The sequence below is a fragment of the uncultured Kiloniella sp. genome (assembly GCF_937128705.1).
Taxonomy (GTDB): domain Bacteria; phylum Pseudomonadota; class Alphaproteobacteria; order Kiloniellales; family Kiloniellaceae; genus Kiloniella.
The window spans coordinates 1-13,455 of sequence record NZ_CAKZMP010000013.1 but is presented as its reverse complement, the minus strand read 5'-3'; the positions used below and the strand labels follow the sequence as shown (position 1 = coordinate 13,455).

Below are 13,455 nucleotides of genomic sequence, written 5' to 3'. Positions count from 1 at the left end.
GGGTAAAGTATGCTGTTTCGCAAAAACAACAGGCCATCCGCAATACGCATGGCCTGTTGTTATAATATCCGACCCAAAGCGATCAGCTATTTAAAATGAAACGTGGCAATCAAAGTCAGATTGCCAAATTACCTTTATTTGATGGCATCGACCACAACATGAGTCCAAGCGCCTTCAGGTTTCTTGGTGATGACCGGATCTGATCCACCACTCAGAAGCGTGCTAACTGTACGCTCATAGTCAGCAGGGTCGAGCTTACCGTCAGAACCAGCCGTCAACTTATTGATTTCACCCATCATACGAACCTGATGCTTTTCTGTCTGTGCACCAGTTGCATCATTTTCCAAAACAATTTCAGCTGCTTCTTCTGGGTTTTCACGTGCATAGTCCCAGCCCTTCATGCTTGCCGCAACGAAACGTGCCATTTTATCGACAAAAGCAGGATCCTTAAGATTTTCCTCAAGCACATAAAGACCATCTTCCTGTGTCGCAACACCCTGTTCTTCATATTTGAAAACAACAAGTTCTGATTCAGGAATGCCAGCATCAATAATCTGCCAATATTCGTTATAAGTCATTGTAGAAACACAATCAGCCTGCTTCTGCAGAAGTGGATCGACGTTGAAACCCTGCTTTAAAACGGAAACACCTTCAGCCCCACCACTGGTCGGTATTTGCAGTTTCGACATCCAGCTCAGGAAAGGATATTCATTTCCGAAGAACCATACGCCAAGAGTTCTGCCTTTGAAATCATCCGGGGACGTTACGCCTGTTTCCTTTAGGCACGTCAGCATCATACCTGATGTTTTAAATGGTTGTGCTATATTTACTAATGGCACTCCCTTTTCACGAGAAGCAAGCGCCGATGGCATCCAATCAACCACAACATCAGCACCACCACCTGCAATAACCTGTGGCGGCGCAATATCGGGACCACCTGGCTTGATATTCACATCCAGATCAGCATCGTCATAAAAGCCTTTGTCTTTGGCAACATAATAGCCCGCGAATTGTGCCTGTGTTACCCACTTAAGTTGCAGATTGACAGTATCCGCAGCTTGAGCAACTCCACCAGCAACCCCAAAAGCCAGCGCAGCAGCACCCAATAACAGTTTCTTCATTATTATATCTCCCTGTTGTGGTTCCATCTCAGCAAAACAGAATAATCCAGCGGATTAACGACTGCTTCGAAAGGACGGATGCCAAAATGTACATGCCCGTTCAATAACGTTCATGATTCCATAAAAAGCAGTACCGGCAAGCGCAGCTACTGCAATCTCAGCCCAGACCATATCGACGTTCATACGGCCCACTTCGGTTGAAATTCGAAACCCCATACCAACAATCGGGGTACCGAAAAACTCGGCAACAATGGCCCCAATCATGGCAAGAGTAGAGTTAATTTTCAAGGCGTTGAAAATAAAAGGTAACGCCGAAGGTAAACGAAGCTTGATCAAACTTTGCCAATAACTTGCCGCATAGGTTTTCATCATATCCTTTTCGATAGACGACGTAATAGACAGACCAGCCACTGTATTTACCAGCATGGGAAAGAAGGTCATGATGATGACCACTGCTGCCTTTGACTGCCAATCAAACCCGAACCACATCACCATAATGGGGGCAACCCCAATAATCGGCAAGGCACTAACCAAGTTACCAATCGGCAGCAATCCACGTTGTAAGAAAGGACTTCGGTCAATCAGAATAGCAGTGATAAATGCACTTCCACACCCGAGAACATATCCAATTAAAACAGCCTTTAGGAATGTTTGTTGGAAATCGGCCCATAGGATATCTGTCGAAGCCATAAACCGTGCCCCAATCATGCTTGGAGGCGGCAAAAGCACTGTTGGCACTTGAAATCCGCGGACAACAAGCTCCCAAAGTAATAACAACCAGACACCAAACAATACAGGCACAACAATATTGTAAAAGCGTTTTGCCGTAGGTGTTTTTGTTTTCTTTGCTGACAGTTGATCAACCAAAACCCACGCCATCAACCACGCTGATAACACCAAACACCAGAAACCGGATGTTAGGTTTTGATCGGCAACATCAAGTCGTGCCAGCATGATCCACGCCCCGACATGAGGCAGGATCACCATCACCAAATCAGCAATTAATCCCCTTAGAAGATTAAGAATTACCGCTATAGAAGCCAATAAAGAAACAACGGCAAAAGCAGTAAGCCCGCTATCATCCCACAAAGAAATGGCTTCACCATTTATTTCACCAAGAGGGAAGAAAAACAGAGCAAGAAGAGAGAGCATGCCGCTCAGAACAGCAAGTGATTGTCGAAAGCTAATCATTGTGCCATCCCCATTTTCTTTAGGACAATCTTATTGGATATACCAACCAGAGCAACCAAACCCGCTGCCAATAAGGCCGCCGCAATCAAGGCCGACCAGATTTGAACAGTTTGACCGTAATAGGACCCGGCCAACAATCTTGCCCCTAATCCTTCGACGGCACCTGTCGGTAGCTCCCCAACAATTGCCCCCACAAGACTGGTGGCAATCGCAACCTTCATTCCAGTGAACAGATAAGGTACCGAAGACGGCCAACGTAATTTCCAGAAAAGATCCCAGTTCGATGCATTATACGTCCGCATAAGATCGAGATGAATAACCTCTGGTGAACGAAGGCCCTTAACAATACCAACTGTTATGGGAAAAAAGCTCAGGTATGTCGCAATAAAGGCCTTGGGCAAAATGCCCTGAATTCCAATGGCATTAAGCACCACAATAATCATCGGTGCAATCGCCAGAATAGGGATCGTTTGAGATGAAATAATCCAAGGCATCAGGCTTTTTTCAAGACTTCGATTATGGACAATACCGACAGCAAGCAAAATTCCTAATCCTGTCCCGATAACAAAACCAAGCAACGTGGTCGATAGTGTTATCCAGCTGTGATAAACGAGCGACCGTTTTGACGTGACCTTTTTAAGAATAGTTGTCTTGTACAGTTCAACGACAACTTGATGTGGTGCGGGTAAGACAGGACGTTCTTGTGCCAAGGTATCACTGATAAGCTGGCTGGTTGTCCATTCGACATTATTACGCTTGTAGATATCCTCCTGAAAAGGGCTGTTCAGCATAACAGCAGAGAAATACCAGATGGCAATAATTGCCATAACAATCACGAGGACAGGACCCGTTTTCCCGGACATTAACCGAGACCAAAGCCCCTGCCCCCCGGACGCACCGGAAGAAATAAGGGCATCAGTCGTCATAGCTATGCCCTTCTTTCAGACCTTCACGGACACGATGGGCAATTTCCAAGAACTCTGGTGTCTCGCGAATATCAAGCCCGCGATCGCGAGGAAGATTGCAGTCAATAACATCGTAAATGCGTCCCGGTCTTGGGGACATCACCACAATTTTTGAAGACAGAAAAACCGCTTCGGGAATAGAGTGGGTCACAAATAGAACCGTCTTATCCGTTTTGTCCCACAACCTTAAAAGCTGTTCGTTCAGGTGATCACGGACAATTTCATCCAACGCGCCAAAAGGCTCATCCATCAACAGAAGTTCGGGATCGAATGAAAGCGCACGCGCGATCGAAGCCCGTTGCTGCATACCACCCGAAAGTTGCCATGGATATTTCTTATCAAATCCTGAAAGATTGACGAGTTCCATATTGCGCGCAATTCGATCCTGCCGCTCTGATTTTGGAATTCCCATTACCTCTAGCGGTAAAGAAATATTACCCGCGATTGTTCGCCATGGGTAAAGGGCGGGTGCCTGAAAAACATATCCATAATCTCGGTTAAGTCGGGCATCGCGTGCGCTAACGCCATTAACCAAGAGTTCACCACCAGTAGGCTGTTCCAAATCAGCAACGGCCCTGAGCAAAGTCGTTTTACCGCACCCGGAAGGCCCAATAAAGGAAACGAAATCGCCCTGATTAATCGTAAGATCAATATCAGATAACGCATGAACGGGGCCATCATTTGTCTCAAAAGTAAGTGACAACCCTTTGATATTAACAACAGAGTTGGCACTTTGTCCCTGCTCATCAGTCATTGTCTCTGGTTTCATCCCGTTTGTATCCATCTTTTCTGCCTTTCCGGTCGTTCCCTGTTTAGAACCTCCGGCGGCGCCAGTTGCATTCCCATTTATATTTATGGCTGTAGATTGCAGCATGGCATAACTCCCTGTGTATAGAACTCTGTCTTTAGTGACAGTTATCGTTCTTGTTTTGAAGTGGCACAAAATTGGATTGTGCCACTCCTTTTCTTCCAGCCAAAATCAATTCAGCTTGTACTTTTCACGAATAAAACAGCGGGCAAATCTATACACCAGCAGGCATATTTTCAGCTTTGCGTTCTACCTTACGCGGTGCTGTGATTTCTTTCCACTTGGAAAGTGCTTTGTTGACGGCAGGATAAGAATCACGCGCAACGAATTCGCCATGACCCGGTTCAGCTTTAACGGTGCTTTCTTCGACAGAAACCTTGCCGCGTGTCAGGGTAAAGCGTGGCAAACCAGTAACTTCTTTGCCTTCAAAAACATTGTATTCGATGACAGATTGCTGGTTCTTCGCCGTAATTGTTTTAGAACGCTTAGGATCCCAAACAACCAAATCAGCATCGGCCCCGACCATCACAGCACCTTTTTTAGGATACATGTTCAGGATCTTGGCGATGTTTGTTGACGTCACAGCCACAAATTCATTCATTGTCAGGCGACCAGTTTGAACCCCGTGCGTCCAAAGCATTGGCATACGATCTTCCAAACCACCCGTGCCGTTTGGAATTTTGGTAAAGTCCCCAATGCCAAAGCGTTTTTGTTCAGCCGTAAAGGCGCAATGATCCGTCGCCACAACCTGAAGCGATCCGGATTGCAGGCCAGCCCAGAGACTATCCTGATGCTGTTTATTACGGAAAGGTGGCGACATGACACGTTGCGCAGAATGATCCCAATCCGGGTGCGCGTATTCACTGTCATCCAAGGTCAGATGCTGGATAAGCGGTTCACCAAAAACACGCATTCCCTTTTGACGCGCCCGACGAATGGCTTCATGTGCCTGTTCACAAGACGTATGAACAATGTAAAGTGGCACCCCAGCCATATCCGCAATCATAATGGCACGGTTAGCGGCTTCGCCTTCGACCTCTGGCGGTCTGGAATAGGAATGAGCCTCAGGACCGTTATTTCCTTCGGCTAAAAGACGTTGTTGTAATGTCGCAACCACATCTCCATTTTCAGCATGAACCAGAGGCATCGCCCCTAGGGCTGAACAACGCTGAAAAGATGCAAACATCTCATCATCATCAACCATCAAAGCGCCTTTATAAGCCATGAAATGCTTGAAAGTATTGATTCCGCGACCAACGACTTCTTCCATTTCATTAAAGACTTTTTCGTCCCACCAGGTTACCGCCATGTGATACGAATAATCTGCACAGGCTGCGCCTGATTTTTGTTGCCAAATTGCCAATGCTTCCATCAGGGACTGGCCCGGTGCAGGAAGGCAAAAATCAACCACCATGGTTGTCCCCCCTGCGAGACCAGCCCGCGTACCACTTTCGAAATTATCGGCAGAGTGCGTCCCCATGAACGGCATTTCAAGATGCACGTGTGGATCAATACCACCGGGCATAATGTAACACCCTGTAGCATCCAACGTTTCATTACCGGAAAGGTTTTGCCCGATTTCGGTGATCTTTCCGCCTTCGACCAAAACATCTGCTTCGTAAGATAAATCTGCGGTAACAACTGTACCGCCTTTGATGACTTTACTCATGACTTCACCCTTTCCCTATTCTACGATTTCAGCAGTTTCGACGACAGCATGGAACAACACATCAGCCCCGGCACCAGCCCATTCAGGCGAAATTTCTTCGTCTTCGTTATGGCTAAGCCCATCTACACAAGGGCACATAACCATTGCAGTTGGCGCAACACGATTAACCCAACAAGCATCGTGTCCAGCCCCAGAGACAATATCACGGTGAGAATAGCCAAGACGCACAGCCGCATTACGAACAGCAGAGACACAACCTTCGTCAAAGGTAACGGGATCAAAAGCACCAGCCTGTTCAATTTCCATTGTCAGCCCAATTTCTTCGATAATCTCGCGGCCTTCAAAACGCAGGGCCTGTTCCATCGCAGTGATCACATCCTTATTCGGATGACGGAAATCTATGGTAAAGACAGCCTTGCCCGGAATGATGTTACGGGAATTAGGATAGACATCCATATGACCAACGGCACCCACAGCATGGGGCGCATAACGCAGCGCAATATCGTTTACCAACTCGGTAATACGCGCAGCACCCAGACCTGCATTCACACGCTTTGGCATCGGTGTTGATCCGGTATGGCTTTCCTTGCCCGTTAAGGTCACCTGTAACCAGTTGAGGCCCTGACCATGGGTGACCACACCAATATCAACATTCTCATCTTCCAGAATTGGCCCTTGCTCGATATGAAGTTCGAACATCGCGTGGAGCTTACGTTCCCCCACAGGTTCATCCCCAACAAAGCCAATCCGTTTAAGTTCGTCACCAAACTTCAAACCTTCGGCATCTTCCCGGTCATAGGCCCAATCCTGCGTATGAACACCCGCAAAAACCCCGGATGCCAGCATCGCAGGGGCAAAACGCGTGCCCTCTTCGTTGGTCCAGTTCACAACCTCGATCGCACGTTTGGTCTTTATGCCCATATCATTCAAGCTGCGAATGATTTCCAGACCAGCAAGAACACCGAGCACACCGTCATACTTTCCGCCTGTTGGCTGTGTATCAAGATGAGAGCCCACCATCACAGGCAACAGACTTGGGTCCGTTCCTTCGTGACGGGCAAACATGTTGCCCATACTATCAATCCCAACGGTCATGCCTGCTTCTTCGCACCAGCGTTTAAACAGGTGACGTCCTTCGGCATCTTCATCGGTTAAGGTCTGGCGATTGTTTCCCCCGCGAACGCCGGGCCCAATCTTTGCCATCTCCATCAATGAATCCCACAGTCTAGGAGAATTGATATGCATATTATCGGCTGGTTTGCTCATGATAAGCTCCCTGAAAGTATTTTCTTATAATTCGTTATCTCTAAAAAAGGCATCGGGATGAAGTTGTTCGTTCTTCCCGATGCCTTGATATTTTAATCCATATTCGGGAAGGTAAAGACCGCCCCTTCTTTGATGCCAGCAGGCCAGCGTGTCGTTACCGTTTTAAGCCTTGTATAGAAACGCACACCCTCGGGACCGTAGATTGAATGATCACCAAAGAGCGACCGCTTCCACCCACCAAAGGAATGGTAGGCAACAGGTACAGGGATTGGCACGTTCACACCAACCATGCCGACTTCGATATCATCTGCGAATGACCGCGCAGCATCACCATCACGCGTAAAGATTGCTGTACCGTTTCCGTATTCGTGCTTGTTGATAAGATCCACAGCGTGATCATAATCCTTTGCACGTAGAACAGACAGAACAGGACCAAAGATTTCTTCTTTGTAGATTGTCATATCATCAGTAACACGATCAAAAAGTGTTCCCCCGACGAAGTAACCGTCCTCATAGCCCTGCAATTTGAAATTACGACCATCAACAACCAGCTCAGCACCCTGATCAACGCCTTGGTCAATATAGCCAAGTACCTTTTCCTGATGGGCTTTGGTTATCACAGGTCCCATATCAGCATCAGAATCTGTACTCGGTCCGATCCGCATACTTTCGACACGGGGCTTGAGAATCTCAACCAGTTTGTCCGCCGTTTCTTCGCCCACGGGTACAGCGACAGAAATTGCCATGCAACGCTCACCAGCAGAACCATATCCTGCGCCCATCAAGGCATCAGCAGCTTTATTCATATCCGCATCAGGCATGATGATCATATGGTTTTTAGCACCGCCAAGGGCCTGAACACGTTTGCCTTTTGCCGTTCCACGCGAATAAACATATTCTGCAATCGGGGTTGACCCGACAAAAGAAATTGCCTTCACATCAGGGTGATCCAAAAGGGTATCAACTGCTTCTTTATCGCCATGGACGACGTTCAAGACACCATCCGGGAAACCAGCTTTTTTAAAGAGATCCCAAATCAACATCGGTGCCGATGGATCACGTTCTGACGGCTTAAGCACAAAGGTATTCCCAGCAGCAATAGCAATTGGGTACATCCAAAGCGGCACCATCCCTGGGAAGTTAAAGGGCGTAATTCCCGCAACAACCCCAAGAGGCTGTCGATCAGAATAGCTATCAACCTGCGGACCAACATTCCGGCTGAACTCGCCTTTTAAAAGTTGAGGAATACCACAGGCAAATTCGACAACTTCGATACCGCGTGCAACTTCGCCCAAGGCATCATCATGTGTCTTGCCATGTTCGCGGCTGATTTCACGCGCTATGTCACCAGCATGTGCATCCAGAAGCTCTTTAAATCGGAACATATAACGCGCCCGTTTTAACGGCGGCGTTGCCCCCCACTCTTTTGCGACAGCTTTGGCAGAAGCAACTGCTTGGTTTACCTCATCAACAGTTGAGAGAGGAAGCTCTGCAATCTGTTCGCCCGTTGCCGGGTTAAAAATTTGAGAGCTTCGCGTACTGGAAGAAAGGCGTCTTTCGCCCGCAATTGCATTACTGATCCGTTCCATTTTCACCACCCATAAATTAGTCAAGCGCAAGAACGCTTACTTTAATTTCAACTTATTGCTTTTCATTTGCGTGCAAATTCGCAACCCAAAAAGCAACCTATGACAAAAGGCCGTAGGACAACGGGGGTGAAGGATAAGGAAATGTTTTACGCCAACAACGATGACCTGTTATGGCGTCACAAAAAGGTAAGCAGCCCAAACAACGTAAAATCGCTTTAAATTCTTTTTAAATTTTTACGCTTTTGTTGTTTGAATTAAAGATAACTCCACAAACAAGATATCTTTGGTATGAAGTTCAATCAGATCAGTTGTTGCCACCTATTTTATGCATGTACCTATACTCCCTGTACTACCGGTGTCTTAATATCCCCGGCCTTGTTTTTATTTTGGCAGTTGTTTAACCTGCCTTTATAATTATTTACTTTATGGTCAATATTTAAGCGTATTTTTCTTAAATTTCTGACCATTTGGTCAAATTAACGCTACTAAATCCTGACCATTTGGTCAACACTAAAAACACATGCCGGATCCCGCCGGGACAACACGGCAGGAAACAAAATGATAAAAACGGAAAGAGCAATAAAATCAAACTCTAAGGCAAGTATACGGCAAGAAAAAGAGAAGATAATTCTTAAGGCCGCTGAGAGTGTTTTTGCCGAGTATGGTTTTCAAGGAGCAACGACAAGCATGATTGCTGAGCGGGCGAAAATCCCAAAAGCCAATCTGCACTACTACTTTCCAACCAAACAAGCGCTTTATCGACGGGTTGTTGATAACATTTTCAACATATGGCTACAGGCCGCAGATTCATTTGACGACTGTGACGAACCCGTCGAAGCCCTGACCCGTTATATCGAAAAGAAAATGGATATATCCCGTGAAAACCCTATGGGATCAAAGGTGTGGGCTAACGAAATTATACGCCGCGCCCCCGTTATTCAGGATTACCTGGAAACAACCCTGAAGGACTGGACGGAATCAAGGGTGTCTGTCATTCAACGGTGGATAGATCAGGGTCGCATTAATCCAGTAGATCCGCATTACCTACTCTACATGATCTGGTCAACAACACAGCATTATGCCGATTTTAATCACCAGATTGAAACCTTGAACGGGGGAAAGCCCTTAAGCGATAAGCAGTACCAAACTGCAAAAGACAATGCTATAGAGATTGTCCTCAAGGGTATCGGAGCCCGATAAGTTAATCCTTTAAAAGAAAAAAGAAGTTAGCGGTCATGCACCCAAGAGCCGGTCAGACAAAAAAACGAACCCGTATACAAGCCAAAAACGAGGCGAAAATTCTGGAAGCTGCCCTCGATATTTTTGCCACCTTTGGTTTTCGGGGCACAACCATCGACCAGATTGCGCAAAAAGCGGAAATGTCAAAGCCAAACCTGCTTTATTATTTCCGACGTAAAGAAGATATCTATATTTCTGTTCTGGAACGGACACTGGATGAATGGCTAACTCCGCTTACAGAACTTGATCCAGACGGCGACCCCATAGAAGAAATTGGCAAATACACGAGCTTAAAATTAAAGATGTCCCAGAATGACCCAACGGCATCGAGACTTTTTGCTAATGAAATCCTTCATGGTGCCCCAATGATTGAGCATGTCCTCAAAGGATCACTCAAAAATCTGGTCGATGAAAAAGCTGCGGTCATTCACCACTGGGTCAAGGCAGGCAAGTTGACCAAGGTTGACCCCTATCACCTTATCTTTATGATCTGGGCAACAACCCAGCACTATGCCGATTTCAAAATACAGATGCGGGCGATATTGGGCGACGATGTTGATCAACCTGACTATTACGAAAAGGCCGGGCAGACAATTAGCACCGTCTTTTTTGAAGGCATCAAACCCAGGTAAGACCGACGAGAACGCCTCATCCATCGCATTATCACGTTTTCTAGGGCTGGATCTCTGGTTCCACTTCCTGAAATCGTTTTCTGGTGTTATTTTCTGGTGTTATTTTCTGGTGTTATTTTCTGGTGTCGAGCCCTAGCCGTCAGTCAGCACTTCGTTGCAAGAAAATCATTGCAGATGCTGTAATAACCACACCAATAATCAGTTTAATATCGGGTACAGAACCAGAAATGATGCTTTGAATGACAAGGACAATCGCAGGGGTCAAAAAAGTATAGGCCATTACCTTAGCTGCGGGCAGTCGAAAACTTGCAAATTTCAGCAGATAAAAAGAAAAAGCTGTGTTGCATATCGCAAGATAAACAATCGCCGCATAAATAGTCCAATCAAGCTGCCCCCAAGGGCTTGTTTGAATCTGATCAAACCCATAGATGCCCAGCAAGATCATACCAGCAATAAGGGTCCAGAACGTCAGAACCAAAAGGTTTTCGCCACCATGATATTTGCGGACAAACGGCGAATAGGCACTGTAACTAAAACATCCAACTAGGAAAATTAGTTCCCCCTTACCAAGGGAAAAGTTAAGCAGATTATCGATGCTACCCCCGAAAACAATCCAGATCGCCCCAAGAGCTGCGATAATCAGGCCAACCCACAAACGAATAGTTGTTCTTTGCCCCAACAAAAAGAAGGCAATAACAGCAGTCATCATTGGAATAAGAGTAAAGACGGCCCCTAGGTTAACCGCACTTCCCCAACGAAGACCTTCGAACATGGTGATAAAAAACACAACAAGCAGAAAACCGAGCCAAAAATATTTGAGAAGTAAAAGCGGCCCCAGCCCTGATTTCTGCCACGGCCGTTGTTTTTTGACCAACAACAATAGGCCAAAAGCACTGGAAGCAATAACAAACCGTAGAAATGTCAGGGCACTTGGATCAAGAGCATGCGTTATCGCTGATCCGACAGGAAAAGAAGTGCTAACAAAAAAGATGAACAGCAACATGGCACCATGCGCTGTTCGATTATTTGATGTCTGATTATCAGAGTTTGAGGTTAGCGCTGACGCTTCCGGGTTAGATCTGACTGACACGCTATCTTCCTTTAATGGCTCGATAATTCTTTTCTAGCCCGAAAAAATCAGGCCGCGAAAGATAACGCGTCAGATAAAAATTACCAGATCTATTCTGCTGCTTTCGCCGCAGATGGGTTATTTGGATGTGTTGTCCAGTTTGCATAATCGTGATCGATAGGCTTGTTGGTCCGCGGATCACTGCCTTCGGTCATCTGCTCCATGGTAATACAATCTTCCACAGGGCACACACTGACGCAGAGGTTACAGCCAACACATTCTTCATCAATCACTTCGAATTTACGCACACCATCAACCATTGAAGTAATGGCCTGATGCGACGTATCTTCACAAGCAATATGACAACGGCCACATTTAATACAGGCATCCTGATCAATCTTGGCTTTGGCAATATAGTTCAAGTTCAGATACTGCCAGTCGGTCACATTCGGAACAGCGCGGCCCACAAAGTCATCCAACTTGTCATAGCCTTGTTCGTCCATCCAATTGGATAATCCGGCATTCAGTTCTTCGATGATCTTAAAGCCATAGGTCATTGCCGCTGTACAAACCTGTACAGAACCAGACCCCAGCGCCATAAACTCGGCCGCATCTTTCCATGTGGTAACACCACCAATACCCGAAATAGGTAATCCCTGTGTTTCAGGATCACGGGCAATTTCGGAAACCATGCTAAGCGCAATTGGCTTTACAGCAGGTCCGCAATACCCGCCGTGGGTTCCCTTGCCATCAACCGTTGGATTAGGTGCCATTGCATCAAGATCAACAGATACAATCGAATTAATGGTATTAATCAGAGAAACCGCATCGGCACCGCCGCGATGAGCAGCCCGTGCAGATTGACGTATATCAGAAATATTCGGTGTTAGTTTAACAATAACCGGAAGATCAGAGTGTTTCTTACACCACCGTGTTACCATCTCAACATATTCAGGAACCTGACCAACCGCAGCCCCCATTCCACGCTCTGACATGCCGTGCGGACACCCAAAGTTCAACTCGACGCCATCACACCCTGTTTCTTCAACGCGCTTTAGAATGTCAATCCAGCTTTGCTCTTCGCATGGAACCATCAAAGAGACAATCAATGCTCTGTCAGGCCAGTTCTTTTTGACCCGGGTGATTTCTTCCAAATTGGTTTCAAGCGAACGGTCTGTGATCAGCTCAATATTATTAAGCCCCAATAGGCGACGATCAGGTCCGTGGATCGCACCATAACGCGGACCATTGACGTTCACAACGGGATCGCCTTCGCCCAAGGTTTTCCAGACCACGCCGCCCCAACCAGCTTCGAAGGCACGGACGACGTTATATTCTTTGTCCGTCGGTGGCGCAGACGCCAACCAATAGGGGTTCGGAGATTTAATACCGAGGAAATTGCAACTAATATCAGCCATATTCTTGTTCCTTAAATTAAGGAGTGTCGTAAAAGCGGGAATAGTCAATGAAACCGTTGATATTCCCATAGGGATAAGCAGTAACCAGCGACTATGTTAAGCGCTCAGCACGTCATTGATTGCTTCGGCAGCAACCTTTCCGTCCTCGACTGCTGCGACGGTGAGATCTTCACCACCCGCAATACAATCCCCCCCGGCCCAGACATCGCCCAGGCTGGTACGGCGATTTTCATCCACCTTTATACGACCACTATCCAGTTCAATTGCTTCGGCAGATCCGTTCAACGGCGCCGCGACAAAGTTCTGACCAATTGCCTTGAACACCATATCAGCTGCCAAGGTCAGTGTTTCGCCAGTACCAGACAAAGAACCGTTTTTGTTTTCAGTATATTCACATTCAATAGCAACAACCTTGCCATTTTCACCAATCAGTTTATTTGGCTTGACCCAATGGCGAATGGTAACACCGTTGGTTTGTGCCAATTCCT

At 46.6% G+C, this 13,455-nt stretch carries 12 protein-coding genes; 2 read left to right on the top strand and 10 right to left on the bottom strand.

Features of this window, described 5'->3' with window-relative positions; genetic code table 11:
* Positions 1–134: 134 nt before the first annotated feature.
* From Q0241_RS00920 to Q0241_RS00890, 7 genes are all read right to left on the bottom strand, one after another.
* Positions 135–1,121: an ABC transporter substrate-binding protein gene (locus tag Q0241_RS00920; RefSeq protein ID WP_299371656.1), complete on the bottom strand. Its 987-nt coding sequence runs from the start codon at positions 1,119–1,121 to the stop codon at positions 135–137.
* A 54-nt stretch (positions 1,122–1,175) separates the two neighbouring features.
* Entirely contained in the window at positions 1,176–2,312 is a 1,137-nt protein-coding gene (locus Q0241_RS00915; protein WP_299371654.1) for an ABC transporter permease, read from the bottom strand.
* On the bottom strand, positions 2,309–3,175 hold the full coding sequence (locus Q0241_RS00910; protein ID WP_299371660.1) for an ABC transporter permease: 867 nt from the start codon (positions 3,173–3,175) through the stop codon (positions 2,309–2,311). Before Q0241_RS00910 ends, Q0241_RS00915 begins: the two co-directional genes overlap by 4 nt.
* A gap of 52 nt (positions 3,176–3,227) precedes the next feature.
* Positions 3,228–4,031: an ABC transporter ATP-binding protein gene (locus tag Q0241_RS00905; protein ID WP_299371658.1), complete on the bottom strand. Its 804-nt coding sequence runs from the start codon at positions 4,029–4,031 to the stop codon at positions 3,228–3,230.
* 268 nt (positions 4,032–4,299) lie between these two features.
* Positions 4,300–5,754 (bottom strand): dihydropyrimidinase, encoded by a 1,455-nt coding sequence (gene hydA / locus Q0241_RS00900; RefSeq protein ID WP_299371652.1) that lies wholly within the window; start codon positions 5,752–5,754, stop codon positions 4,300–4,302.
* 15 nt (positions 5,755–5,769) lie between these two features.
* Positions 5,770–7,020, bottom strand: coding sequence for a Zn-dependent hydrolase (locus Q0241_RS00895; protein ID WP_299371650.1), 1,251 nt, complete (start codon positions 7,018–7,020; stop codon positions 5,770–5,772).
* A 92-nt stretch (positions 7,021–7,112) separates the two neighbouring features.
* On the bottom strand, positions 7,113–8,609 hold the full coding sequence (locus tag Q0241_RS00890) for a CoA-acylating methylmalonate-semialdehyde dehydrogenase (protein WP_299371647.1): 1,497 nt from the start codon (positions 8,607–8,609) through the stop codon (positions 7,113–7,115).
* Positions 8,610–9,167: 558 nt separating this feature from the next.
* Here Q0241_RS00890 and Q0241_RS00885 point away from each other — a divergent pair.
* Positions 9,168–9,809: a TetR/AcrR family transcriptional regulator gene (locus tag Q0241_RS00885; protein WP_299371643.1), complete on the top strand. Its 642-nt coding sequence runs from the start codon at positions 9,168–9,170 to the stop codon at positions 9,807–9,809.
* 35 nt (positions 9,810–9,844) lie between these two features.
* On the top strand, positions 9,845–10,480 hold the full coding sequence (locus Q0241_RS00880; protein ID WP_299371640.1) for a TetR family transcriptional regulator C-terminal domain-containing protein: 636 nt from the start codon (positions 9,845–9,847) through the stop codon (positions 10,478–10,480).
* Between the two features lie 139 nt (positions 10,481–10,619).
* Here the strand turns inward: Q0241_RS00880 and Q0241_RS00875 are convergent, their stop codons facing one another.
* The 3 genes from Q0241_RS00875 to Q0241_RS00865 form a co-directional block, all read right to left on the bottom strand.
* Entirely contained in the window at positions 10,620–11,570 is a 951-nt protein-coding gene (locus Q0241_RS00875) for a DMT family transporter (protein WP_299371637.1), read from the bottom strand.
* 89 nt (positions 11,571–11,659) lie between these two features.
* Positions 11,660–12,967 carry an NAD-dependent dihydropyrimidine dehydrogenase subunit PreA gene (preA, locus tag Q0241_RS00870; RefSeq protein ID WP_299371634.1) on the bottom strand — a complete coding sequence of 436 codons (1,308 nt, stop codon included), beginning with the start codon at positions 12,965–12,967 and terminating at the stop codon, positions 11,660–11,662.
* A 96-nt stretch (positions 12,968–13,063) separates the two neighbouring features.
* Positions 13,064–13,455 (bottom strand): FAD-dependent oxidoreductase (locus Q0241_RS00865; RefSeq protein WP_299371631.1); only part of this gene is annotated, 392 nt, incomplete at its 5' end.